At 59.8% G+C, this 25226-nt stretch carries 28 protein-coding genes; 8 read left to right on the forward strand and 20 right to left on the reverse strand.

The features are described 5' to 3' along the window. Nucleotides 1-93: 93 nt before the first annotated feature. From GDN47_RS14405 to GDN47_RS14415, 3 genes are all read right to left on the reverse strand, one after another. Nucleotides 94-1350, reverse strand: a complete 1257-nt coding sequence (locus GDN47_RS14405) for a 3-phosphoshikimate 1-carboxyvinyltransferase (RefSeq protein WP_173002506.1) — start codon at nt 1348-1350, stop codon at nt 94-96. 87 nt (nt 1351-1437) lie between these two features. Next, the gene (locus GDN47_RS14410) at nt 1438-1989 is read right to left on the reverse strand and encodes a LemA family protein (protein WP_113353865.1); all 552 of its coding nucleotides are present in this window, start codon (nt 1987-1989) and stop codon (nt 1438-1440) included. A gap of 128 nt (nt 1990-2117) precedes the next feature. After that, on the reverse strand, nt 2118-3077 hold the full coding sequence (locus tag GDN47_RS14415; RefSeq protein ID WP_152093637.1) for a glycine--tRNA ligase subunit alpha: 960 nt from the start codon (nt 3075-3077) through the stop codon (nt 2118-2120). 119 nt (nt 3078-3196) lie between these two features. Between GDN47_RS14415 and GDN47_RS14420 the strand changes: the two genes are divergently transcribed. Both GDN47_RS14420 and GDN47_RS14425 read left to right on the forward strand, forming a co-directional pair. Continuing rightward, entirely contained in the window at nt 3197-3481 is a 285-nt protein-coding gene (locus GDN47_RS14420) for a hypothetical protein (RefSeq protein ID WP_112722704.1), read from the forward strand. Between the two features lie 8 nt (nt 3482-3489). After that, nucleotides 3490-3804 (forward strand): type II toxin-antitoxin system RelE/ParE family toxin, encoded by a 315-nt coding sequence (locus tag GDN47_RS14425; protein ID WP_152093638.1) that lies wholly within the window; start codon nt 3490-3492, stop codon nt 3802-3804. Between the two features lie 122 nt (nt 3805-3926). Here GDN47_RS14425 and GDN47_RS14430 read toward each other — a convergent pair whose 3' ends face one another. The 4 genes from GDN47_RS14430 to GDN47_RS14445 form a co-directional block, all read right to left on the reverse strand. Further along, nucleotides 3927-4118 carry a hypothetical protein gene (locus GDN47_RS14430; RefSeq protein WP_069612441.1) on the reverse strand — a complete coding sequence of 64 codons (192 nt, stop codon included), beginning with the start codon at nt 4116-4118 and terminating at the stop codon, nt 3927-3929. A 16-nt stretch (nt 4119-4134) separates the two neighbouring features. After that, on the reverse strand, nt 4135-4995 hold the full coding sequence (locus GDN47_RS14435; RefSeq protein WP_113353862.1) for a S49 family peptidase: 861 nt from the start codon (nt 4993-4995) through the stop codon (nt 4135-4137). A 109-nt stretch (nt 4996-5104) separates the two neighbouring features. Next, nucleotides 5105-5881 (reverse strand): tRNA1(Val) (adenine(37)-N6)-methyltransferase, encoded by a 777-nt coding sequence (locus GDN47_RS14440; protein WP_113330986.1) that lies wholly within the window; start codon nt 5879-5881, stop codon nt 5105-5107. An 8-nt stretch (nt 5882-5889) separates the two neighbouring features. Beyond that, nucleotides 5890-6120, reverse strand: a complete 231-nt coding sequence (locus GDN47_RS14445) for a putative signal transducing protein (RefSeq protein WP_069612438.1) — start codon at nt 6118-6120, stop codon at nt 5890-5892. A gap of 108 nt (nt 6121-6228) precedes the next feature. On the opposite strand from GDN47_RS14445, the gene GDN47_RS14450 reads away from it, so the two are divergent. The 4 genes from GDN47_RS14450 to moaB all read left to right on the forward strand — a co-directional run bounded on the left by GDN47_RS14450 (nt 6229) and on the right by moaB (nt 10702). Continuing rightward, nucleotides 6229-7245, forward strand: coding sequence for a polyprenyl synthetase family protein (locus GDN47_RS14450; RefSeq protein ID WP_069612437.1), 1017 nt, complete (start codon nt 6229-6231; stop codon nt 7243-7245). 124 nt (nt 7246-7369) lie between these two features. Further along, complete coding sequence (locus GDN47_RS14455) at nt 7370-9226, forward strand: tetratricopeptide repeat protein (protein WP_152093639.1); 1857 nt, start codon at nt 7370-7372, stop codon at nt 9224-9226. 7 nt (nt 9227-9233) lie between these two features. Next, complete coding sequence (locus tag GDN47_RS14460) at nt 9234-10148, forward strand: 4-(cytidine 5'-diphospho)-2-C-methyl-D-erythritol kinase (protein WP_152093640.1); 915 nt, start codon at nt 9234-9236, stop codon at nt 10146-10148. Beyond that, nucleotides 10148-10702, forward strand: coding sequence for a molybdenum cofactor biosynthesis protein B (gene moaB / locus GDN47_RS14465; RefSeq protein ID WP_095434093.1), 555 nt, complete (start codon nt 10148-10150; stop codon nt 10700-10702). Before GDN47_RS14460 ends, moaB begins: the two co-directional genes overlap by 1 nt. A gap of 31 nt (nt 10703-10733) precedes the next feature. Here the strand turns inward: moaB and GDN47_RS14470 are convergent, their stop codons facing one another. Both GDN47_RS14470 and GDN47_RS14480 read right to left on the reverse strand, forming a co-directional pair. Then, complete coding sequence (locus tag GDN47_RS14470) at nt 10734-11042, reverse strand: hypothetical protein (RefSeq protein ID WP_069612433.1); 309 nt, start codon at nt 11040-11042, stop codon at nt 10734-10736. Nucleotides 11043-11320: 278 nt separating this feature from the next. After that, nucleotides 11321-11839: a glycosyl transferase gene (locus GDN47_RS14480; protein WP_069612432.1), complete on the reverse strand. Its 519-nt coding sequence runs from the start codon at nt 11837-11839 to the stop codon at nt 11321-11323. A gap of 241 nt (nt 11840-12080) precedes the next feature. Between GDN47_RS14480 and GDN47_RS14485 the strand changes: the two genes are divergently transcribed. Both GDN47_RS14485 and rnhB read left to right on the forward strand, forming a co-directional pair. Next, entirely contained in the window at nt 12081-13238 is a 1158-nt protein-coding gene (locus tag GDN47_RS14485) for a PA0069 family radical SAM protein (RefSeq protein WP_113330981.1), read from the forward strand. 105 nt (nt 13239-13343) lie between these two features. Next, nucleotides 13344-14003, forward strand: a complete 660-nt coding sequence (gene rnhB, locus GDN47_RS14490) for a ribonuclease HII (RefSeq protein WP_152093874.1) — start codon at nt 13344-13346, stop codon at nt 14001-14003. A gap of 4 nt (nt 14004-14007) precedes the next feature. Here the strand turns inward: rnhB and GDN47_RS14495 are convergent, their stop codons facing one another. From GDN47_RS14495 to GDN47_RS14545, 11 genes are all read right to left on the reverse strand, one after another. Further along, entirely contained in the window at nt 14008-14772 is a 765-nt protein-coding gene (locus GDN47_RS14495; RefSeq protein ID WP_152093642.1) for a phosphotransferase, read from the reverse strand. Nucleotides 14773-14889: 117 nt separating this feature from the next. Next, nucleotides 14890-15381 carry a F0F1 ATP synthase subunit B gene (locus tag GDN47_RS14500; protein ID WP_069612429.1) on the reverse strand — a complete coding sequence of 164 codons (492 nt, stop codon included), beginning with the start codon at nt 15379-15381 and terminating at the stop codon, nt 14890-14892. Nucleotides 15382-15384: 3 nt separating this feature from the next. Continuing rightward, nucleotides 15385-15978 carry a F0F1 ATP synthase subunit B gene (locus GDN47_RS14505; RefSeq protein WP_069612428.1) on the reverse strand — a complete coding sequence of 198 codons (594 nt, stop codon included), beginning with the start codon at nt 15976-15978 and terminating at the stop codon, nt 15385-15387. A 78-nt stretch (nt 15979-16056) separates the two neighbouring features. Then, nucleotides 16057-16284, reverse strand: a complete 228-nt coding sequence (locus GDN47_RS14510) for a F0F1 ATP synthase subunit C (RefSeq protein WP_015338972.1) — start codon at nt 16282-16284, stop codon at nt 16057-16059. Nucleotides 16285-16350: 66 nt separating this feature from the next. Next, a complete protein-coding gene (locus GDN47_RS14515; RefSeq protein ID WP_092709533.1) occupies nt 16351-17103 on the reverse strand; it encodes a F0F1 ATP synthase subunit A in 753 nt (250 codons plus the stop codon). A 78-nt stretch (nt 17104-17181) separates the two neighbouring features. Beyond that, complete coding sequence (locus GDN47_RS14520; RefSeq protein ID WP_113330978.1) at nt 17182-17526, reverse strand: AtpZ/AtpI family protein; 345 nt, start codon at nt 17524-17526, stop codon at nt 17182-17184. Nucleotides 17527-17839: 313 nt separating this feature from the next. Continuing rightward, nucleotides 17840-19018 (reverse strand): cell wall hydrolase, encoded by a 1179-nt coding sequence (locus tag GDN47_RS14525; protein ID WP_152093643.1) that lies wholly within the window; start codon nt 19016-19018, stop codon nt 17840-17842. A 169-nt stretch (nt 19019-19187) separates the two neighbouring features. After that, nucleotides 19188-21053: a potassium transporter Kup gene (locus tag GDN47_RS14530; RefSeq protein WP_371864861.1), complete on the reverse strand. Its 1866-nt coding sequence runs from the start codon at nt 21051-21053 to the stop codon at nt 19188-19190. Between the two features lie 53 nt (nt 21054-21106). Continuing rightward, the gene (locus GDN47_RS14535) at nt 21107-22084 is read right to left on the reverse strand and encodes a magnesium transporter CorA family protein (RefSeq protein ID WP_113330975.1); all 978 of its coding nucleotides are present in this window, start codon (nt 22082-22084) and stop codon (nt 21107-21109) included. Between the two features lie 413 nt (nt 22085-22497). Continuing rightward, nucleotides 22498-23658 (reverse strand): iron-sulfur cluster carrier protein ApbC, encoded by a 1161-nt coding sequence (gene apbC / locus GDN47_RS14540; protein ID WP_152093644.1) that lies wholly within the window; start codon nt 23656-23658, stop codon nt 22498-22500. Between the two features lie 622 nt (nt 23659-24280). Further along, nucleotides 24281-25021, reverse strand: a complete 741-nt coding sequence (locus GDN47_RS14545) for a helix-turn-helix transcriptional regulator (protein ID WP_371864862.1) — start codon at nt 25019-25021, stop codon at nt 24281-24283. Nucleotides 25022-25226: the final 205 nt, after the last annotated feature.

Here is a 25226-nt window from a genome sequence, read left to right on the forward strand (position 1 = left end):
ACTCCCCCAAAGGATGGCCGCGGCGCCGCTGCTGCCGGCGCCGCTTTGCGTCATGATTATTCCGCGCTCAGCCTCCCTTGAGATGGCGGAGCGTCAGTCTTCGTAGGTGACCCCCAGCGAAGCCAGCACGTTCCAATAGGACGGGAAGGTCTTGGCGACACAATCGGGGTCGAGAATGGTGATGCCGCCGATCTTCAGACCGGCGAGCGCAAAGCTCATGGCGATGCGATGGTCGGCGAAGCTGTCGATCTCCGCCGGCAGCACTTTGCCGGCAAGGCTCGGGTCGGATGCGACGATGAGATCGTCACCCTCTTCAGTCCCGAGGTTTGGCACGATGCGCGACAGGCCGCTCGACAAGGCACGGATGCGGTCGCATTCCTTGACGCGAAGGTTCTCGATGCCGATGAAGCGCACCGGCGTTTCGTTGAAGGCAGCGAGAACGGCGAGCGTCGGGATCGCATCCTGCATCTGCGAGCCATCGATCACGGGGGGAAGATGCGGGAACTTCGAGATGAGCTCATAGGCTTTTGCATCCGGCTGCGAGAACTGCTCTGCCGGCGTGCCGAGATCGATCTTGCCGCCACCAAGCACTTCCGCCGCCCAGAGATAGGTTGCGGCGGAAGCATCCGGTTCGATCAGGAAATCGGCCGCATGATAGCCAGTAGGCTCGACGCGCCAGGCGACCGGGCTCACCCGCTCGACCTTGGCGCCGAAAGCGCGCATGGCCGCGACCGTGAGATCGATATAGCCGAGAGCGCCGATATGCTCGCCGAGCAGCTCGACATCGACGGCGCGGTCGCCGCCGGCGGCCATCATCAGAAGCGCAGAGACATACTGGCTGGACAGGCCGCCATCGATCTGCACACGGCTTGCTTCGAAGCGGCCGGTGCCGTTGATGGTGACAGGCGGGCAGCCGGTTTCCGTGGAGGCATCGATGCCGAGCGAGCGCAGCGCGTCGACGAGCGGGCCGATCGGCCGCTTGCGCATGTGAGCGTCGCCGTCGACGACGACCTTGCCGTCGACCAGCGCTGCAGCGGCCGTCAGGAAGCGTGTCGCGGTGCCGGCATTGCCGAGAAAGAGAGGGGCAGCAGGCGCCTTCAGCTTGCCGCTACCGGTCACGATGAAGGTCGTGTCATCGGGCTCGTCGATGACAACGTCCATGGCGCGCAACGCTTCGGCCATATAGCGGGTATCGTCGCTCTTTAGCGCGCCGGTCAGCCGGCTCGTGCCCTTGGCAAGGCCAGCCAGCAGCAGTGCGCGATTGGTAATCGACTTCGATCCGGGCGGCATGGCGCGTCCGGTCAAAGGCTTGCCCGGCGGGATAATCGTGAGTTTGGCTCTACCCATCATCATTCTCTTTGGTCAGTCAGGAAGCCAGCCGACGGCCAGCAGTCGGCATCCTTTACCGCCTCGCATGAAAAACCGATAGCGGAAATCTCAGAACTTTACCGTAGGAACGGCGCGGTCCGCCTCGTTGGTGATCTCGAAATAGGCCTTCTTGGTAAATCCGAAGGGGCCGGCGATGAGATTGTTCGGGAAGGTCTCGACCTTGACGTTCAGATCGCGCGCGGCACCGTTGTAATAACGGCGCGACATCTGGATTTCGCCTTCCACGCCCTCCAGCGAGCGCTGCAATTCGAGAAAGTTCGTGTTGGCCTTAAGGTCGGGATAGGCTTCGGCGAGCGCGATCACCCGGCCAAGCGCCTGCGACAACAAGCCCTCCACTTGACCACGCGCCGCGACATCCCCTGCCGGCACGGCCTGCGCCTTGTTGCGCAGTTCGACAACCTCTTCCAAGGTCTGGCGTTCATGGCCGGCATAGCCTTTGACCGTCTCGACCAGATTGGGAATGAGGTCGGCGCGGCGCTTCAACTGCACGTCGATGCCTGACCAGGCCTCCTCAGCCACCTGACGCGCGCGGACGAGCCCATTATAGGCGAACACGACATAGAGCGCGGCCAGCACTATGATCGCGAGAAGAATAAGCATCTGAAATCCCCCGTGGCGACTGCAACCCAAGGGACACTAGGCAGATTTCACGCCAATGTCACCCGGCTTTAACGACGGCGCAGAGCCAAGATGGGCTGTGGCGATGCCCGATCCTGGGGAAGCTTGCCTTATGCGGCCTGCTGATTCCAGTTGATGCCGCCGGCATCGGTCAGCAGGAAGGCCTCACCGCAGGCCTTGGCTAGCGTGCGCACGCGCAGGATGTAGCTCTGGCGCTCCGTCACCGAGATGACGCCGCGAGCGTCGAGCAGATTGAAGACGTGGCTCGCCTTGATGCACTGGTCGTAAGCCGGAAAGACGCATTTGTGCAGGCGATGATTTTCACTGTCGCCGGGCGCGCCGGCTGCCAGCAATGCCTGGCATTCCTTCTCCGCGTCGATGAAATGGCGGTGCAGCATCTCGGTATTGGCATATTCGAAATTATGCCGCGAATATTCCTGCTCGGCCTGCAGAAAGACATCGCCGTAGGTGATCTTGTCTTCGCCGTCGAGGCCGTTGAAGTTCAGGTCATAGACGCTGTCGACGCCCTGAACATAGGTCGCAAGACGCTCCAGGCCGTAGGTCAGCTCACCGGCGACGGGCGCGCACTCGATGCCGCAGACCTGCTGGAAATAGGTGAACTGCGAGACTTCCATGCCATCGCACCAGCATTCCCAGCCGAGCCCCCATGCGCCGAGCGTCGGGCTTTCCCAATCGTCTTCGACGAAGCGGATATCGTGCAGAAGCGGGTCGAGGCCGATTGCCTTCAGCGAACCGAGATAGAGATCCTGCAAGTTCGGCGGATTGGGCTTCAGGATGACCTGATACTGATAATAATGCTGCAGGCGGTTAGGATTCTCGCCATAACGGCCATCGGACGGACGGCGTGACGGCTGGACATAGGCAGCCCGCCACGGCTTCGGACCCAGCGAACGCAGCGTGGTGGCCGGATGGAACGTGCCGGCGCCGACTTCCATGTCGTAGGGCTGCAGAACCGCACAACCCTTGTCGGCCCAGTAATTGTGCAGCGTCAGGATCAGCGCCTGAAAGGAGCGCTTCGGGTTCATATGGTCGGGCACGTTGGCAGTCATGGGATCAGCTACTATCTGCTTGGTGTAGGGTGGCGCGACAGGTGCCACGATAGGAGACAAGGGTCAAGACATGACGTATAGATAGCGCTATGCGTCTCCGCGCCTTCCTGGAGAAGATAATGAACATCAAAACCGAAATCACACTATCCGAACACCATCTTCGCCTTGCTGAAAAGATGGTCGAGGAAGGTGCGTTTCCATCGATTTCCAGCCTCGTCGAAGCTGCGATCGAGCAGATCGACCAAATAACTCACCATGATGATGCACCCAATGATGCGGTATCCGGCATGGCGGATGAAATTCGCCGGCGCATGGAATTGCCCGAGGATCGGTGGCTCCCTTGGGACGGCAAGGTAATGGCCTCCAGAGTGAAGGATCGGCTGCGCCAGAAATACGCCAAGTAAGTCGGCCCATGCGTTATGCGATAACCAAACATCCGCTTGTCGAAGGTGATCTCTTCGACATCGTCGATTTCATTTCCAGCTATGCAGGTATCGAAGTCGGGCTAGCAAAAATCGATGAAATCACGGAATTCATCGATAAGCTTACCGACTTTCCACATGTAGGCACAGTGCGCACCGATATCGGGCCAAAGCTGAGAGCAATTCCCGCTTCAGAAAAGGCGGTCGTATGCTTCACGGTAGATGATGCGACCCAGGTCGTCCACATTATCTGCATCAGCTACGCGGGAGCGGATTGGATGTCACGGGTGGAAAAACGACGCTGAGATCCGAATGATCGCTACGCATATTGGCTTCATCGCGATCAAACTTCCAATCGGCGGGAAACTCCAACCTGAACGACTTGACTTTCTCCAAAGCCGACTTCCGCCGCTCTGCTTCGTCCATACTACTTATCCTCGCGCTTCACATGATACTCGCCGGTTTTCGGGTCCTTAACCAGCGTTCCCATCGCGCCGGTGCGGCGTTCCGTTTCGGCACGGCGGGATTTTTCGGCGAGCCGCTGGGCATCGCGGACGAAACGCCGATACAGGAACCAAATCCCGCCGACTGCGATGATGAAGAAGATGATCCGGGACATTAGCCAGCGCTCCCGCTTACAATCCGTACCGGCTCCACAATGCCCTTTCCTCTGCCGCTTCCGCAAGCCCGGATGCAAGCCCGGCGCCGAGGCCATCCATGCTCCCAAGCGAGATGCCCGGAGCCTTGCGGCCGAAAAGGCTGCGCGGCGTGGTGATCAACATAGGCTTGACCTTGTCGCCGAAGCGCTTCCTCAGCTCCTGGCGCATGTCGCCGAGACCATCGATCAGGCCGAGCTCCAGCCCGCGGCTGCCGGTCCAGAACAGGCCGGAGAACACCGTTTCGTCAGCCGAGAGTTTTCCTGTACGACGCTCGAGCACCATTTCGATGAAGACCTTGTGGATCTCCAGCTGCAGGCTCTTTAGATATTCAATGTCCTTTTCCTTCTCCGGCTTGAAGGGATCGAGGATCACCTTGTTCTCGCCGGCGGTATAGACGCGGCGCTCGACGCCGATCTTCTTCAGGAGCTCCGGAAATCCGAACCCGCCGGAAACGACGCCGATCGAACCGACGATCGAGGTGGCATCGGCAATGATTTCATCGCCGGCCAATGCAATCATGTAGCCACCGGAGGCCGCAACGTCCTCGACGAAGACCAGAACCTTCTTGTTTTTCTCGGCGGCCAGATCGCGGATACGATTGTAGATCATCCGCGACTGCACCGGAGAGCCGCCCGGCGAATTGACGATAATGGCGACAGCCGGCGCCGGCTTCATACCGAAGGCTTTTTCAAGAGCCTGGGATGAGCCTGCCAGATTCAGCGATTGCCGCAGCGGCCCTCCCCCGGAAGAGATGACGCCGCTCAGGCGGACGACGGGTACGATCACCTCCTCCTTGCGGAAGCGCTTCGGAAGCATGCGTCTCAAGAACCCAACCATTCGTCATCCCTGTTTCATGATGTTTGTTGCCCGTGATGTATGCATGGAAATGGCAAACGCAATATTGCGGATTGTATTTGATGCTCTGACGCTGAGGGCGGCCGAATGGCTATCGGCGCGGATATGAAGCGCGGCCGTTGTTCATATCATCGACGAAATCGGTGAATTTATGCGTCCCTTCGCCGTGCATGATCAGAGGTGCGCGCAGTGCCAGCCTCGCCCGCGAACCCTTGATCGCCGTCACCAGAATGCGCACGGCACTCTCACCTTCGCGGGGATGGATGGGGGTGATTTCCATGCCGCCGAAGCGGCGGCCGCAGGCGGCGATGATCTCGCCGATCGACTCCGGCCGGGCGATCAGCGACAGCTGCCCACCAGGGATCATGATCGCACCTGCCGTGCGAATCCATTTCTCGAACAGTCCGTCCGTCATGGCATGCGCCTCTGCCTTCAAGGCGTCGGGCGTCAGCCGGTCGCTGGCATCGTTGAAGGGCGGGTTCATGATGACATGGTGGAAGCTGTCGTCGACGAGCCCCGCCTCGTTGCGATCCTTGCCGGTCAGCGTCACGTCGGCCTCGATAACGGATACGCGGCTGGCAAAACGGTCATTTTCCGGCAACGAAAGGCTCTTGCGCGCGAACTCGGCCATGTCGGACGAGCGCTCGAACAACACGACCTCCGCCCGGTCGAGTCTCGAGGCCACCGCCATTCCGGCTGCTCCAGCACCTGCGCCGAGATCCGCCACCCGGATCGTCCGCTCATCTGCGACAAGCGCCGCCAGCAACATGGCATCCATGCCGGAGCGGTGCCCCCTGCCTTTCGGCTGCACGACATGGAAAGCGCCGCGGTGGAAGGCATCGATGGTTTCGGAGGGCTTGCCGGTCATGGCCGACCTCAGGTCCGCACCGGGCGCAGTTCGTCACCGAGACCGGCATCAATGAGGATGCGGCGGGCCAGATCGGCACGCTCTTCCTCCACCAGAAAGCGGCGGGGCAGCATGCCGAGCGAACCCTCCAGAACGCTCATCGCCTGATCCGCCACCAGACAATGGATTCCAGCATCCTTCATCAGACTCTCCGCGAATGAGAGAAGGACCGGGTCGTTGGTGCGGATCAGCTCGTGCATAAGCCTTAGAATTCCTGTCAAATTTACGCGACGAGACAATTCGCCTCTTGCCGCCTCTTTCGCCCCTTCTTATTGTGCTTTGCAGGAAATGAACAGGAGTCCGGATCGTTGGGCGTCGTGATACCGCTGGAAGAAAGCAAGAATAAACTGGCATCCATCAAGCCTTTGGTGGACCTGACCAAGGCGGACATGGAACGCGTCAATCAGCTCATCCTGTCCAAGGCTGGCTCCGATGTGCAGATGATCCCCGAGGTTGCGGAGCACCTCATCTCCTCCGGCGGCAAGCGTTTGCGGCCGATGCTGACGATCGCCTCCGCCGCTCTTTACGGCTATCAGGGCGACAATCACATCAAGCTCGCGACCTCGGTCGAATTCCTGCATACGGCGACGCTGCTGCACGACGACGTCGTCGATGAAAGCGATCTGCGCCGCGGCAAATCCACGGCCCGGATGATCTGGGGCAACCAGGCGAGCGTTTTGGTTGGCGATTTCCTGCTCGGCCAGGCTTTCCGCATGATGGTGGAAGTCGGCTCGCTCGAAGCGCTCGACGTACTCTCCTCGGCAGCCTGCGTGATCGCAGAAGGCGAAGTGCTGCAGCTTTCCGTTTCCAAGAACATGGAGACGACGGAAGACGATTATCTCTCGGTCATCCGCGCCAAGACCGCGGCGCTCTTTGCCGCCGCGGCCGAAGTCGGCCCGATCGTCGCCAATGCCGGCAAGGCGGAGCGCAATGCACTGAAGTCCTACGGCACCAATCTCGGCCTAGCCTTCCAGCTCGTCGACGATGCGCTCGATTACGGCGGCAAGGCTGCCGACCTCGGCAAGAATGTCGGCGACGATTTCCGCGAGGGCAAGATCACGCTTCCGGTAATCCTCGCCTATCGCCGCGGCACCGAGAAGGAACGCGCCTTCTGGCGTGAGGCCATCGAAACCGGCGATAACAGCGACGAGAATCTCGAAAAGGCCCTCGGCCTGATCACGAAATACGGCGCGCTGGCCGACACAATTGCCCGCGCCGTACACTACGGCACGATTGCCCGCGACGCCTTGGCGCCATTGCCGGAAACGCCCTGGAAATCGGCACTTCTGGAAGTGATCGATTTCTGCATCGAACGCGTTAATTGATAGCGGCGGCCTGAATTTGTTGCAGGGCCGCTTCAAAAAAGCCATCCTGTTGTGAATCAGTTGACACGAATGCGTTGTGCCGCCGGCGAAGTCGCCGGCCATTCCCTTGATGAAAGGCTTTCTAATGCGGCAGAGACTTGCCATCCGTTTCCTTTCGGGCGTAGCCTTGGCGGCAATCCTTTCGGTGTCCGCCCTGACTGGCGCGCGCGCAGAGGATAAGCCGGCAGCGCCGGAGGCCAGTGCTCCGGTCACTTCTTTCGATCCGGATAGCGTCGATACGTTCGCAGGCGCGTTCCTCGCCGCCCGTACCGCAGATGTCGATCATGACTACGATACTGCCATTGCGCTCTACAAAAAGGCGCTGATGATCGATCCGAGCAATCCGGAAATTCGCCAGCGGCTGATGATCTCGCTGCTGCTGAACGGTAATCTGGAAGAAGGCGTCAAATACGCCAACGAGTTGAAGAGCGATCCTTCGGTCGAGCGTGTCACGACGATCGTGCGCGGCATGGATGCCATCCGCCGCCATGAATACCGCACCGCGCAGGAAATCCTCAAATATAACGGTCCGAACGATCTCGACCGAATGATGACCAACCTGCTCGCCGCCTGGGCGCGCGCCGGATCGGGCCGCGGCAAGGAAGCAATCTCGATGATCGACAAGATGAAGGGCCCGGATTGGTTCAACATCTTCAAGAACTATCATGCCGGCGCCATTGCGCTGACGCTGGGCGACCTGAAGTCGGCGCGCTCTCACCTTAACGATGCCATCCTCGACAAGACGGGCGGCGCTACCGCACCTGACACCTTCATGCGCGCCGTCATGGCGCTCGCACGCCTCGAAGCCAAGGCCGGAGACAAGCAGAAGGCCCTGGATGCGATTTCCGTCGGCGACAATCTCGTCAGCAATTATGCGCCGCTGAATGCACTGCGCGACAGCATCAGCAAGGGCGATACGCCGGATCAGCAGGTGACGAACGCCAGCGAGGGTGCGGCCGCCGTTCTGTTCACCATCGGTGCCGCGCTGAACCGCGACGGGGCCGAAGATGTCGTCTCGCTCTATCTACAGATTGCCAACTCCCTCGACCCGAAGGCGGCCGATACGCTGGTCCTGCTCGGCGGGCTGGCCGAAAAACAGGAGCAGACCGATCGCGCGATCGCCTTCTACAAGAAGGTGCCCGATAATTCGCCGATGGCCCGCATCTCCGAGCTGCAGCTCGGCCTCGCACTCGCCCAGGCAGGTAAAATCGACGATGCACGCAAACATCTGAAGGCACTGATCGATTCCGATCCCAACGATGTCCGCAGCTATCTCGCCTATGGCAGCGTGCTTTCCGACGCCAAGGACTTCCAGTCCATGGCCGATAATTACGACAAGGCCGTGCAGATCATCGGCCCGGTGCCGAAGCGCAGCGATTGGGCGGTGTTCTTCCAGCGCGGCATTGCTTATGAGCGGCTGAAGAAGTGGGCGGATGCCGAGCCGAACTTCAAGAAAGCCCTCGAGCTCAATCCGGATCAGCCGCAAGTGCTGAACTATCTGGGCTATTCCTGGGTCGACATGAACATGAACCTCGACCAGGGTCTGGACATGATCAAGAAGGCCGTCGATCTGAGGCCGGATGACGGCTATATCGTCGATTCCCTTGGCTGGGCCTATTTCCGCCTCAACCGTTTCGATGATGCGGTGAGCGAACTGGAGCGTGCAGCGCAGCTCAAGGCCGGCGATCCGACGATCAACGACCATCTCGGCGACGCCTACTGGCGCGTCAATCGCAAGCTCGAAGCCGTCTATCAGTGGAACCGGGCGCTCGCCTCGAAGCCGGAAGAAGCCGATATTCCGAAGATCAAGGAGAAGGTCGAGAAGGGCTTGCCGCCGCTCGACAACGATCCGAAGACTGTCGACAAAAGCAAGCTGCCCGATCCAGCACCCGTGCCTTCGCCCGACACGAACGCTCCGGCGCCGGTCGACAAGAAGTCCTAAGATTTCCATGAGCACGATCTTGGCTGCGGGCGATTTCGACCTCACGGAAGAAGCGCCCGCAAAGATCAATCTTGCACTGCATGTCACGGGCCGCCGAGCCGATGGCTATCATTTGCTCGACATGCTCGTCAGCTTTGCCCGCCATGGCGATCGTCTTTTCTTTCGCGCAAGCGAGGATGATGATTTCAGCCTTTCGGGACGGTTCGGCCCGCTCCTCTCAGCCGATGCCGAGGCCGGCGACAATCTCGTGCTGAAGGCGCGCGATCTCTTGCGGCAGGCAGTCAACTCGGCCGGCTTCGATGCCTCCCCTGCCCATATTCATCTGGAAAAGAATCTACCGATCGCATCCGGCATCGGCGGCGGCTCGGCGGACGCGGCGGCGACCTTGCGCGGGCTGATGCGGCTATGGCGCGTTACCCTGCCGGAGGCGACGGTCAAAACCATCGCCTTGAAACTCGGCGCCGATGTGCCGATGTGCCTTGCCAGCCAACCGCTGGTCGCGCGCGGGATTGGCGAGGCGATAGACCTGCTGCGGGGATTTCCCGCCTTTGCCGTGGTTCTCGGCAATCCGCTTGTCGGCGTCTCGACATCGGATGTGTTTCGGCAGCTCACCCGCAAGGACAATCCGCCGCTCTTGTTTCCATCGCAGATGCCGCAGGGACACGGCGAATGGATCGACACGATCAAGACCCTGCGCAACGATCTCGAACCGCCGGCACGCTCAATCTGCGGTGAGATTTCAGCGCTCTCCGGCCTGATCGAAAGCCAGGCGCCGATCATAACGCGCATGTCCGGTTCCGGTGCGACGTGCTTCGGTATTTTCAACGATATCGAACAGGCGGCGGCCGCCGCCGCTTTGCTTCACAGGCAGCGGCCGGACTGGTATTTCCAGGTGACCGAAACAATCGCGGGAGAGGCATGATGGCAGCGTCAGGCAACGAAAGATCCTTCATTCCCGTCGGCATCGCCGTGCTGACCGTTTCCGATACACGCACGCTCGCTGACGATAAATCCGGCGATACGCTGGTTGCCCGCATTGCGGAGGCGGGCCATAGGCTTGCTGCCCGCGCCATCGTGCCAGACGACAAGGAGCGCATCCGCGCGCAGGTGGAAGCCTGGACGAAGGACGATGCGGTCGACGTCGTGATCACCACCGGCGGGACTGGCTTCACCGGCCGCGACGTTACGCCGGAAGCGCTGGAGCCTTTGTTTGAGAAGCGGATGGATGGGTTTTCCGAGGTCTTTCATCGCATTTCCTATGACAAGATCGGCACAGCGACGATCCAGTCACGGGCGACCGGCGGTGTGGCCAATGCCACCTTCATTTTCGTACTGCCGGGTTCGCCTGGCGCCTGCAAAGATGCATGGGACGGCATCTTGAAGGCGCAACTCGACTATCGCCACATGCCCTGCAATTTCGTGGAGATCATGCCGCGCCTCGACGAGCATCTAAAGCGCGGCGCCGGCTCGAGATAGGTCTTCTGCTCAACGCGATATTGCGCGTCGATCATGCCTTCGGCAGAACAGGAATTGATTCCCAAGAATCGCCGGTGAGAATGATGCAGCTCCGGCCGGATACGTCGCTCATCAGCAGTGTCCAGTTGCCGCTCTCGGCGGCGTAGATCTCAACAATCGTGCTCTGATCGAGCTTGCCGACGGCCGAAAGCTTTTCCGAAAGATGGTCGCCAAGAAACGCGACGATATCGACGCGTTGAGCGCAGGCCAAGGTCACCTGAGCGGCGGCAATGCCGGGGAAAAGAGTTGCACTTGCGACGAAGATCGTTGCCATGAGGCGGTAGAGCATCGTGCGTTTCATAACGCACCTCCTTTCGCCGAAATCCCGGCAGAAAAGGAGAGTTCCGCTGACCAGTTCCGCCTGATATCGGCATCTTCATGGTCGGCCGCCTGACGCGACACGCATAAGGTGCCGCCACATGCAAATTATCGCAGCTATTCGCGCGTTTACAAATGGAATCTGCGGAACGCTAGAGCAGTTCCAGCAAAAGTGCGAAGCGATTTTGCGTCCGGAGCTGCGTAAAAACAAGAAGATGGAGCGTTTTTGCAATTCGAAGAAAAGCGGAAATGCTCTAGGCCCTATCGCGCCGCGCGTGCCACCCAGGACGGAATGAGCTCGCTTGAAAGCCGTCGGCCCTTCTGTCCCTTGGCGAACTCCGCCAGCCCCATGCCCGACCTGGCGACAGCGATCGCCTGGTGCTTGGAAAGCAGCAAACCCAGCTCCAGCGGCGCCGTACGACGGCCGATTCGCTTCAGAAACGGGCGACGATAGCCGCGCGATGCTGTAAAGCGCGCCGGCACCTTGTTCAGCGAGACATATTCGGCGATCTCATCGATCCAGCCGGCTTGCGGCCGCGCGCCCGGCTCGACCAGCAGCAACCATTCGCCCCTCGCAGACCGCAATATATCCTTGATATCCCACTGCGAATAAAAGCGGCAGCCGGCGGCATCGGCCACCTTCGATGTACCGTCCCTGGAACCGTGATCGAGCACGACCACGTCGCTGACCAGCCCTTCGACCGCTCCTGCCACCAATGCCGCCAATGTCTGCGCCAGCTCGGGTTCGTGATCCTGGCATTCGATGATGACCGTCAACATTGCCCATTTATAGAGCGGCGCATAATTTATTGCCAGCACCTAACCCTCAGGCTCGAGCGTTTAAGAAAAGCATCATAAGCGGCCGAAAATTCTCACGGCCGGCGCCGCCGAATACCTCCCGTGAATGAGATGGAAAATGACGGTTGCGGATTTTTGTTCTTGCAATGTTCTCATTTGTCGGATAGGAATTTAATCATCTTAGACGCGGCATGCGATGGCATGAGCCGCCCTGGAGCTACCGATGAACGAGCAGTCCCTTGCAGGGCAGGCCGCTTTCGCGCCTGCCAACACGGCAGATGTTGCCAATGCTTTGATCGCCGATGCCGGTCTCAGGGTCGACGTCGAGCGCCGGCGTGGGCGCGGCGCCGGATTGAACCCGAGCGGCCGGTTCGAGCCGCAGCAGCGCGAAGCCTTCGACGACGGCTGGCAAAGCTGGGAAGAGTTGCCGCCATTCAAAACCGAAGTGCAGGTGGAGAAGCCGCGCACGGCCATTACCCGCAACGAATCCCCCGATATTCCCTTCGACCGATCGATCAATCCTTATCGCGGCTGCGAGCACGGCTGCATCTATTGCTTCGCACGGCCGACGCATGCCTATATGGGACTGTCGGCGGGGCTGGATTTCGAATCGAAGCTCTTTGCCAAGCCGGATGCCGCCAAACTTCTGGAGCGTGAGCTGGCAAAGCCCGGCTACAAGCCGCGGGTGATTGCCATCGGCACCAATACCGACCCCTATCAGCCGATCGAGAAGGAATGGCGGATCATGCGCCAGATTCTCGAAGTGCTGAACCGGGCGAACCATCCGGTTGCCATCGTCACCAAGTCGGCGCTGATCATGCGCGATATCGACATTCTGAAAGAGATGGCCGCCAAGAACCTGGTGCGCGTAGGCCTGTCGGTGACGACACTCGACCGCAAGCTCGCGCGCACCATGGAGCCGCGAGCCGCGACGCCGCCGCGGCGGCTGGAGGCGATCCAGGCTTTGAGCGAGGCGGGGATCCGCACCTCGATCATGGTGGCACCAATCATTCCAGCGCTCAACGACCATGAGATCGAGCGTATCCTCGACGCCGGCAAGGCGGCCGGTGCGCTGGAGGCAAGCTATGTCATCCTGCGGCTGCCGCTGGAAGTAAGCCCGCTCTTCCGCGACTGGCTGCTGCAGCATTATCCGGATCGCTACCGTCACGTCATGTCGCTGATCCGCTCGATGCGCGGTGGCAAGGATTACGATGCCGAATTCGGCAAGCGCATGAAGGGTGCCGGACCCTATGCCTGGCAGATCAGCCGCCGTTTCGAGATGGCGACCCGCCGGCTCGCGCTCACACGCCGCAATATTGCGCTACGCGACGACCTGTTCGTGCCGCCGGATGGCAGCGGCGTGCAGCTGTCGCTGCTCTGACGATCCCTGCGGGTTTTCCCTGTACCCGCTGGAAAAGCCCCTGGCTTCGCCGCCATGATCCACCGGGGGCTTGCAGGAGATCGGGTGGTGTGCGAGCTTCGCCGCATGTCACGCCGTGCACCACCCGATTCTCAAATGCTGTTCGAGGATGTTCCGCTCGTCCCCACTTTCGAGCTGGAACTGATTGCGCGCCGTGCCGGCCATTGGCCGGTTGCCGGGGCCGATGAGGCAGGCCGAGGCCCGCTTGCCGGACCGGTCGTGGCGGCCGCCGTCATTCTCGATCCAGAGCGTATCCCGAACGGGCTAAACGATTCCAAACAGTTGACAGCCGCCAGACGTGAGGAACTGTTCGTCGAAATCCTGGCGACGGCAACCGTGTCCATCGCCTCGTCGAGTGCCGGCCGTATCGACACGACCGATATTCGCAAGGCAAGCCTCGATGCGATGCGCCGTGCCATTTGCGGGCTTGCCGTGCCGGCGAGCTATGTGTTGACCGATGGGCTCGACGTGCCTGTTGGGCTCGCCTGCCCAGGAAAAGCCGTGGTCAAAGGTGATGCGCGCTCCTTCTCCATTGCCGCCGCTTCGATCGTCGCCAAGGTGACACGCGACAGAATGATGGCGCGTGCTGGTGTCGTTTTTCCGGCCTATGGTTTTGCGGCCCATGCCGGCTATGGCACGGCGCAGCATCGTGCAGGTATCGAGGAGCATGGTCCCTGCCCGCTGCACCGCATGAGCTTTCGCCCCTTGCGCAAAGAGGCCGTCTGAGCACTCAGCCCGTCAGCCCCGCGGCGATTTTAGCCGACCGCTTTCTGATATAGGCGACATCTTCTCTGTAGATGCGGTCATGTCCCTCGTGGAGATTCCGACGATATCTCTCGATGCCGCGGGCAGCTTCCCGTTCCATGAAGGCCAAAAGAGCCTCGAGCCGCTCGACGATGACGTCAGGCAATGAGGGACGCTCGGCAGTGGACAGGCCATAGGCATCGACAAAGATGCGGGCACGAGCGACCTGGGCGGCAAGTATCTCCATTCCCTCGACGGCGACGCTGGAGGACAGCGGCGCCCAGCGATAGACGGCATAGGCCAGATCCCACATTCGCGAACCGGGATGCGCAGCCTCGAAATCGATGATACCGGTCACTTCGCCATCGTTCAGGACGACATTGTAGGGAGCAAAATCCCCATGGCAGATGACCTCGCACGGCGAGCGGGCCGGCAGTTGCCAGGTGTGATCGGCCTTAAGGTCCTTTGCGAACAAGCGGGAACAATCGTGATAACGACGCAGCAGCGATGCAGCCGACCGCAGCGCCATTTCGCCGCGCATATCAATGCAGTCATCGAGATCGCCCGTATCCCCGAGCAGATAGGTTACCCGCTCCCAGGCCTCGTCATATCCAGCCGAAATCGGAGCTGCATCGAATCCGTGCCGATGCAGCGCAGCCAGCAAGGCGTGGACGCCGGGTGTCCATGCCGCAGCCGGTCTCACGATGAGATCGCCTTGACGAAACGGTTCGCCGCCTGTCGCTGCCTGCATCCATCCCTCCTCAATCTCATGATTTTGCTGTTGGTTCCGGCAATGATCAAGCCAGCAGGAGGGAAATAAAAAACCCCGCCGAAGCGGGGCTCTTTCGAATTTCGATATTCCCAGGGCTTAGTTCAGCCGCGTCTTCACTTCCTTGACGGCATCGCTGAAGAGACCGGACTGGACGTTCCCATCGGCCTTCTTGGCAAGCACCGATTCAGCAGCGGCGATCGCGAGGTCGACAGCAGCGGAGCGGACCGCCTTCATCGCATCGGCTTCAGCCTGCTTGATCTTCTGCTCGGACAAAGCCGTGCGGTTGGCAACAAATTCCTCGGTCTTCTTGCGAGCCTCGGTCGTCAGCATTTCCGCTTCGCGCTCAGCTGCGGCAACGATGTGTGCTGCCTCAGCCTCGGCTTCCTTGCGCTTGCGCTGATATTCGGCCAGCAGGTGCTGGGCCTCTTCGCGTAGGCGCTTGGCTTCCGCCAGCTCGTTGCGGATTTGATCTGCGCGGTCGTCCAGCGACTTTGCCATCATGCCCGGAACCTTCAGGTAAACGATCAGGCCGAGGAAGATGAGAAGGCTGACAAAGGCGAAGAAGGTGTTGTCCAAAGCAAACTCCATGGATCACCCCTCCTGCTTGGCGGCAGCTGCTGCAACCGCAGAGGCGACATCGGCCTTGCCGGCGACATTGCCGACCAGCTGCTCGACGACGGCACTAGCCGTCTCCTCGGCAATCGCACCGACATCACCGAAGGCTTTCGCCTTGATTTCAGCAATGCGGCCTTCTGCGGCCTTGAGCTTCTCAGCCAGGCTTGCCTCGATCGCCTTGCGATCCTCTTCGGCCTTGGCCTTGGCGGCATCGCGGGCAGTGGCGCCGATGGAATTCGCCTTGGCGCGCGCAGCGGCCAATTCGCTTTCATAGGTCGCGACGGCGGCATCGGCTTCAGCCTTCAGACGCGAGGCCTCTTCGATATCCTGGGCGATCCGGTCGTGCCGGCTTTCCAGAATGCTGCCGACGCGCGGAATAACGATCTTCTGCATGGCCACGTAGAAGATGACGAAGGTGATCACCAGCCAAAACAGCTGTGACGGATACGTCGTATGGTCAAACGGCGGGAATACGCCGCCGTGATGGCCTTCATTCGGCGCACCCGTTTCCGTGTGCACCGCTCCGGCGGCCGGCGGTGCTTCTTCAGCATATGCCGGGGTCACAAACATGCTCACCTCCAGGTGGTCTGCAAATACAAAGAATCACGGCTCGCTGCCCGCGAACCGTGATCTATGACGCCGCTGATATCAGACGGCGAAGAGCAGGAGGAGAGCGACGAGCAGCGAGAAGATGCCCAGAGCTTCCGTAACGGCGAAGCCGAATACCAGACGGCCGAACTGGCTGTCAGCAGCCGACGGGTTGCGCAGTGCGCCGGACAGGTAGCTGCCGAAGATATTGCCGAGGCCGAGAGCCGTGCCGGCCATACCAAAGCAAGCCAAACCTGCGCCGATGAACTTTGCTGCTTCCGCGTCCATGTTGAACTCCTTTGAAATGGTTGTGCGGTGAATGACTGACGCCGTTAGACGCCAATGTCTTTATCCTTAGTGGCCGCCCGGATGGATTGCGTCGTTGAGGTACATGCAAGTCAGCACCGCAAAGACGTAAGCCTGAAGGAAGGCGACAAGGAACTCGAGACCGGTGAGGGCGACGGTCATGATAAGAGGGAGAACAGCCCCGCCGATACCGAGCGCGCCGAGTGCTCCGAGCGAGGCGACGAAGCCTGCGAACACCTTAAGCGTGATATGACCGGCCAGCATGTTGGCGAAAAGACGAACGGAGAGCGAAACCGGACGGGACAGGAAGGAGATGATCTCGATCGCCACCACCAGCGGCAGAAGAACACCCGGAACACCCTGCGGGACGAAGATCTTGAAGAAGCCGAAACCATGCTTGATCAAGCCGTAGAAGATAACGGTGAAGATGACGAGCAGCGCAAGCGCCAGTGTCACGATGATCTGGCTGGTGACGGTGTAGAAGTAAGGAACAAGGCCGAGCAGGTTTGCCGTCAGGACGAACATGAAGAGAGAGAAGACCAGCGGGAAGAACTTCATTCCCTTTGTCCCCGCCCCCTCTTTCAACATCGAGGCAATGAACTCATAGGCCATTTCCGCCACCGACTGCGAGCGCGTCGGGATGACGCCGCGCGGCGCACTGGCGAAATAAAGGAAGCCAGCGGAGAGAACTGCGGAGGCAACCATGAACAGCGAGGCGTTGGTGAACGAAAAATCAATTCCGCCGATATCGATCGGGATAATCTTGAAGATCAGGAACTGATGGGTAGGATCGTTTGCCACCGCTTGTTCTCTTTCATTTTTCCGCTCCACCGAGCGGATGCTTCTCATCTGGAAACAGCGCCGCAGCGTTGCTTCCGCTCATTTCTTATCAGACCTACCCTCGCCCGGCACCGGTGTCGCCACCTTGCCCGCAGAGCGCAGCACATTCAAAACGCCGGCACAAAATCCGAGAAGCAGCAAGATAATCATGCCCCACGGCGTCGTACCGACAAAACGGTCGAAGACATAGCCCAGAACGGCGCCAACGATGATTGCGGCTATGAACTCGCTGGAAAGCTTCATCGCCTGAGCGTAGCCCTTACGGCTTTCCTCGGCGCGAACCTCCCCGCGTTCATCCTCTCTCACCGCAGCGCGCTTGGTCGCCAATTCGGCTTCCAGCTGCGCCCGCCGCTGTTCCAGACCTTCGTCGCGGTCATCCGTCATGGTGGCATCCTCCCCATTTTCGTTGCGCGTAATCCCTGTACCCCGGTCAACGCGTAAACGAACAGCAGGTTTCGCCACCTTTCGGCCCGTTTTGAAGTCGCGCGCAACATAGTTTTAGGAAAAAGCATAGTCAAGGCGTAGGCGTCATCTGTCCAGCCATAAATTAGCCCAATTAAATCATGATCTTAGAGCGAAAGAGCCATATTGAGCGAAAACTGAGCCGAAGAATCCTCTTCAGCCCGCGCTTTCCTGTGGCTTTTTTGCCAGGAGAAGCGACCTCGCCCGCTGTGTCAATCTGCCGGAACCGGGCGCATCAGCTCCAGCCGCCGCCATAGGTCCTGTAAAAGATGTGCATGCCTATGCGGCCGACCTTCACCATTTCGGCAGCCCATTTCGGCCGGACATAGACAGCATGGTAATGAGTGGCGGAACCGACTTCCGGCAGCCAGATCTTGCCGGCGGTCACGGCCATGGCGACCTGACGGGCAATGCGCCAGTGTTCGGGAGAATTGACGCGCTCCTTGACGTTGTCGCAGGCGAAGGAAAACTGGCAAGCGTTGGTCCAATCCTCGTTCTGATAGACGACGCCGCAAATGGTCTTCGGGTAGGCCGGGTTGCGGACACGATTGAGGATGACCTGGGCAACGGCCGCCTGTCCTTTCACGGACTCGCCCCTCGCCTCGAAATAGATGCCAGTGGCAAGGCACTGCTGCTCGTCGGGCGAGAAAACCGATGGCGGCAGGACATTGGCGGCCCAGGCATGATCCTTCGGGCCGATCTGCGGCACGAAGCGGCCTTCACCGTCCTGATCCTTGGCGAGAATGGAATCGAAGGGCGAGACACGGGCATAGTCCGGCGCCGGCGAGGCATAGGCCGCGGCCAGAACATCGGCATTCTGATTGGTGACCAGATTGGCGATATAGGCCGGCACGCTATCATCAGGCTTTGGCGGCTCTTTCTTGTAGAAGGCGGTGGCAATCTGGATTTCCTTGCCGCCGAGCTTCGGCTTCAGGAAGGCGGTGCGCTCGCCAGTCGCAGATTCCGGCCGAAGCAGCATGCTCTGGCGCTGCAGCACCGAGCCTGCGGAAAAATCCTTCGGCGGCTGCATCGGCGTGATGGCCACCACCCTGCCTTTCTTGTCCTGCCGGTTGATGCGGTCTTCATCGGGCCGGGGATCGCTGCCCTTGGCTTCGGATTGGAACGCGACGCGGCGCCCGTCCGGCAACACCAGACCGCCATCTCCAATGGCGGCAGAAGCCTTGACATCACCGAAGGCCAGTTCCGCCTGATGGGTGGAGCCGGCCGGCGAGTCCGTCATCACCATGCGCCAATTGGCCCCTTCCCTGTCGATCCCGGCAAGCAGGCCGGCAAGGTCGCCATAGGCTGCTGTCGATGGAAAAATAAGCCAGGCGCAAAGCCCGAAGACGGCTGGAGAGGTCCAATTTTGTGGCAGGAACCGCGACTTGCGGCTAACGGAACGCGAGCGAGACAACACCGGACTCCAAACGGCACTCGAAACTAGGAGCCGGAATAATCTCCCATTAACCTTGATGGATGGTTAATTCGGGCGAATCTATGGTTATGCAGGCGGTGAACCGAAAACAAAAAAGGCCTGGCGGAGATCCGCCAGGCCTTTTGAACGAACAGCACGAATATCTGCGTCAGATGATGACGTGCGAACCCAGTTCCACAACGCGGTTGGCAGGCAGGCGGAAGTAGTCGGAGGGGTCGGTCGCGGCGTTGGCGAGCGCGATATAGAGCCGGTCCTGCCAGTGCGGCATACCGGATTTCGCATCCGGCACCAGCTTGCGGCGGCCGAGATAGAAGGAGGTCGACATGATGTCGAACTTCAGGCCCGTCTTGCGCAGGGTTGCGAGCGCCTGCGAGACATTCTGCGATTCCATGAAGCCGAAGCGCAGCTCGACGCGCGAGAAGCGCTCCGAGACCTTCTCGACCGAATAGCGATCCTCCTGGGCGACGCGCGGCTTGTTGATGGTGCGGATCGTCAGGATGACGTTCTTGTCGTGCAGGACGTGATTGTGCTTCAGATTGTGCAGCAGCGCGGCGGGCGCAGATTCCGGATCGCTGGTCAGGAAGATTGCCGTACCGGGCACATGCGCGGGCGAATGATCGCTCTTGCGCTCGATGGAACTGACGAAGGACGACAGCGGAATATCGGTGTGCCGCGTCTTTTCCATCAAGATCGAGGTGCCGCGGCGCCAGGTCCACATGATCACCGTGAAGGCCGTTGCGATCATGACCGGAACATAGCCGCCATCATGGATCTTCAGGAGGTTGGCGCCGAGGAAGACGAATTCCAGCAGCAAGAGCGGCGTGAGCACGGCAACCGCCATCGGCAGCGTCCAGTTCCAGCGGACCCGGACGAATTCAAATGCCATGATCGAGGTGACGACCATCGCGCCGGTCACCGAAATACCATAGGCCGTTGCCAGCGCATCCGAGGTCTTGAAGGCCAATACGAGGAAGATGACGCCGAAGAACAGGACCGTGTTGACCGACGGCAGGAAGATCTGCCCGGTATTGGTCTCGGAGGTAAAGAGGATTTCCATGCGCGGCAGGAAGCCGAGGTGAATCGCCTGACGCGTGAGCGAGAAAGCACCCGTGATGACGGCCTGGCTCGCAATGATCGTCGCCATCGTGGCGAGAATGACCACCGGCAGAATCGCCCAATGCGGATACATCAGGAAGAACGGGTCCGACATGGCCATGGGCTCGCGCAGCACCAGCGCGCCCTGACCGAAGTAGTTCAAGGTCAGCGACGGAAACACCAGTACGAACCAGGCCCACTGAATCGGGCGGCGGCCGAAATGGCCGAGGTCGGCATAGAGCGCTTCCGCGCCCGTCACCGTCAGGAACACAGCACCGAGAACGACGACGCCGAGGAAGCCCTCGCGCATCAGAAAGCTCACCGCATACCAGGGATTCAGCGCTGCCAGAATGCTGTAATCATCGGAAATATGCATGATGCCGGCAAGACCCATGACGATGAACCAAAGCGCCGTGATCGGACCGAAGAAACGGGCGACGGCACCGGTACCATGCGACTGGATCGCGAAAAGCAATGCCAGGATCGCCACCGATATCGGGACGATATAATCCGACAATTGCGGGGTCACCAGCTTCAGACCCTCGACAGCGGAAAGAACGGAAAGCGCCGGGGTGATCATCGCATCACCGAGGAAGAGCGCGGCACCCAAAAGGCCCAGCAGCATCAGGATGGCGGTGTGGCCATTCGCCGTCTTCATCAACAGCGCCAGCAGCGACAAGGTGCCGCCTTCGCCGTCGTTGTCCGCACGCAGCAGAAAAAGGACATATTTAATCGTGACGATGATGGTCAGCGTCCAGAACATCAGCGACACGACGCTGATGACTTCGCCGCGCGTCAGGCCATCGGCGGCCACCGGCTTCAATGCTTCGCGAAAGGCATAAAGCGGGCTCGTACCAATGTCGCCATAAACAACGCCAATCGAGCCGAGGGCGAGGTATGCGAGCTTACGAGCGTTCATTTTCCCGTCGGGAGAATGATGGGTTTCGTTAGACATTCAGGATCACTAGACTCTCAGAGCCAGCCTTTCCAGCGAAAAAAGAAAAACGGAACGATGGCGGAAACCACCATCAGCAACAACGATGTCGGGTAACCGTAGGCAAAGTGCAGTTCGGGCATATGCTCGAAATTCATGCCGTAGACGGACGCCACGAGCGTCGGCGGCAGAAATACCACCGAAGCGATCGAAAAGATCTTGATGATGGCATTCTGCTCGATATTGATCAGCCCGAGCGATGCATCCAGCAGGAAGGTGATGTTTCCCGCGACGAAGGATGCATGCTCCGACAGTGACTGCACATCCCGCGAGACGTTGCGACACAGTTCCCTGGCCTCGTGGTCCTGCTGCATGGCGGGGATGGTATGAAGAAAGGTCAGCAGCCGGGACAGCGAACTCAGACTGTCACGCACCTTGCTGAGCGTACGGTGATAGCCTGCGATGTCCTTGAGCTTTTCTTCCAGATAGTTCGCCGGGCGGCGGATCTTCTTTACACGATCGCCGAACACGTGCACCGACAATATATCGATACCCGCCACGGTCTGTTCAAGGACCTCGGCGGTACGGTCGACGATGGTTTCGAGAAGCTTGGCAAGAAGCGCGACACCCGTGCGCCGCTCCTGCGGAATACGCTGCAGCGCTGCGATGAAGAGTGCGAAGGACTTCGGCTGCGCATAGCGGATGGTGACCAGCCGATGTCCCGTCAGGATGAAGGCGACATCGGTGAGCATCGGCAGATTGGTGTCGGCCTTCCACAGCAGCGAGGCCGTGAGAAAGACAGAGCCGTTTTCGACATAGAGGCGGCTCGACGGCTCGATGTCCTTCATGTCCTCGCGCGTAGGCACCTCGAGCCCTAGCAGGCGCTCGATATTAGCCTCTTCCTCACGCGTGGGATCGACCATATCGATCCAGACGGCATTATCAGGCAAGCGGTCGGCGGCCGAAAGATCGGGCAGCTGAAGCGGCTTGGAATCTGAGCAATAGGCAGTTATCAACTGCTTGCTCCCACAGCAGCGGAGAGGAAGCCGCCATCAAGGCGCCTTGCGCGCTCTTGCCGCGATCCCACCAATGGCCAATGAAAAAAGCTCATAAAACCCCGGTCGTATCCCGCCGGTCCGGCCGGGAATCCGTGTCCATGTTCCATTGCGCTGCTGTACCAATCCTTCGCCCGTCCTGGCGAAGCCGCCTGCTCGGACGAAATAAAACCACCATGCGGCGGAGGGCGGTCATCGGAAATGCCCGACCAGTTCCACGCCGGCGGCGCATATGCAGCAAAGCTCGCAAAGAATCAAGTCACAACCTCTTCATTGCGCGATTTCACCGCAGTTTGGCTAAACTTGCGAAGTCATAGCACAGGACGCCGACAAGACAATCCGTCACTATACGGAAAGCAGGATGTCTTTGTGAATTATTCAAATACGATCGATGGCGCCGCGCGCTGCGGTGCGCCTGCCACTTGCTTCCAGACATTGGCTGCGATCTCGCGATAAATATTCGCAACCACCCCATTTGGCTCGGCAGCGACGAGCGGCGTGCCGGCATCCGAAGTTTCGCGGATGCCCATGGTCAGAGGCACCTCCCCCAGGAAAGGCACGCCGATGCGCTCGGCTTCCTTGCGCGCGCCACCATGGCCGAAAATATCGTAACGGGCGCCGGTGTCCGGAGCGATGAAATAGCTCATGTTTTCAACGATGCCGAGGACGGGAACCTCGACCTTGCGGAACATGTTCAGGCCCTTGCGCGCATCGATCAAGGCCAGATCCTGCGGCGTCGAGACGATGACGGCGCCGGTAAGCGGCACCTGCTGCGCCATGGTGAGCTGCACGTCCCCGGTACCGGGCGGCATGTCCACCACGAGCACGTCGAGCTCGCCCCAGGCGACCTCGCGCAGCATCTGCAGCAGAGCGGACTGCACCATCGGCCCGCGCCAGATCATTGCCGTTTCCTCTTCGACGAGGAAGCCCATCGACATGACCTTGAGGCCATAATTCTCCATGGGATTGATGATGCGCCCATCGATCTGGGTGGGCCGTCCGGAAATCTTCAGGAGGCGCGGCATCGAAGGACCGTAGATATCGGCATCCAGGATGCCAACCTTCAGGCCGTTGGCAAGCAGCCCCAGTGCCAGATTGACCGCCGTCGTCGATTTGCCGACGCCACCCTTGCCCGAGGCGACCGCGATGATAGCCTTGACGCCCGGAACACCGATCTTGGCGGCGCGGGGCGGCTGTTGCGGCGCGTGCTGATGAGGATGCGAATGGGAATGGCCCTGTGGAGCAGCTTGCGCAGGCGCGGCCCGGGACGCCGGGGCGCCAGCCTTCTTGTCGGCCGTCAGCGCGACCAGGGCGCCCTTGACACCGGGCATATCCTTGACGACACGCTCGGCGGCAAGGCGCATCGGTTCCAGATCCTTGGCGCGCTCGGCGGGTACGGTAATGGAGAAATAGACCTTGCCATCGGAGATGAAGACATCCGACACCATGCCGAGTTCGACGATGTTGTGCTCCAGGTCCGGGCCGCGAACCGTCTTCAACGTTTCCAGCACCTGTTCCTTGGTGATGTCTGCCATTTCATCCTCACTGCAGAATCCTTTTCGGCAGCGCCGCAGGGAGCGCACGCTTTCCGAAATCATTCTGGCTTAGATAGTAGAGAGGCGGGACTTCGCCAAACGAAATTCGGGACGCCGTCGATAAAATGCGTCTTCGTTGCGGCCGGCAGGTCCGCCGGGTCCATAAAGAACCCTTACCAGCCGCAACGCGCTCCCAATTCGGGAAGACATGATCGCGGGCCGAGATAAAACACTCGTCTGAAAGGAATAGGGCAAAGGCGCGAAAATCGTCCCACAAGCGCGCCCGAAATTGCTAAGCGTGTTAAATAAGCAACAACCGCCGCCGACCCCCTCGCCGGGAGAAGCTATGGCGACGGGGCATCGGCGACGGTCGTTTGATCCGCGCACGTTTCATCGGCGCTGTTATCAAAGTCCCCTCTGGACCTCTGTCTTTTTATAAGCAGGAAGCGTGCCAGTTTTCAGAAAACCAGGGAAATAACGGTATTTCAATTGGTTAATCGCTGTCCGCCTGGATCGGCATGATCGATCATCGCCATGGGGTTCATCATATTTTATTCGCAGCGCACAAAATTCATTCACACGCTGCTCGAATCTCGATCATCACGTCGAGACGACAATGTCATTATTTGATCAATCCAACGCGCAAAGCCTTGGCGACGGCCTGAGTGCGGTTGACGGTGTCGAGCTTTTTGGTGGCGCGGTTGAGGTAGTGATTGACCGTATGTTCGGACAGAGACAGGATTTCGGCGATCTCGGCGCTGGTCTTTCCGGCCGCTGTCCAGTTCAGGCAATCGATCTCCCGGTCGGTCAGGGCATCGACGACGCGAACATCGAGATTGCGGATTTCCGCAAGCCGGTCATAGACGTGAACTGCTATATAGAAAAGGTCCTTGACCTCCTCCATCGAAAAGAGCTCGCGATCGCCAGCCAAACAAACCGCGCCGCGAAGACCGGAGGCATCGTGCGTCGGGAAATAGACGAAGCGCGTCATGCGGAAACGTTCGAACAGAGCCACCACGAGCTGCGACTTGCTCTCCTCGCGATTGGGGCTTGTTGTCACCTCATAAAGAAAGGGCAGCGTGGAGCCGCGCAGACGCTGCAGCGGGGGGCTGGTCGACAACAGGTTTTCCTGATCGTAGATCGACAGCAGCTCTGCCGGCCAATTGTTGATGACTGAATTGCTCTGCAGGTCCGAGGACGTAATAGGCGGCAGATTGAGCACCATGAAGGCCCGGCAACGATAGGCCTCCGTCAGGCCCTTCATGAAACGGAACACATCGAACTGCGTCTTAAGCCTGCTGATTTCCTCGATAAAGTCCCCGCCACGAGGGGACATGCCCGCCTGTATCAATGCCGCCATCATCAGTCTTCTTTATGTAAAAGAGGAAGAAAATACGAAACTTCCGTCTCTTGTCCCTCACGATTATCGTACGGCAGCCGGTCTCAGCCGCTCGGCAAAATATAAGTTTTCCAAAATCACGACTGCATCAACGCCCGTTACTATTATGTTCGCCCAACACCTCGCCAAATCCTGTATGGTTCCAATAATCACTTGCGGATAATGGCAG

It is taken from the genome of Martinezella dioscoreae, assembly GCF_009176305.1.
GTDB lineage: Bacteria > Pseudomonadota > Alphaproteobacteria > Rhizobiales > Rhizobiaceae > Rhizobium > Rhizobium dioscoreae.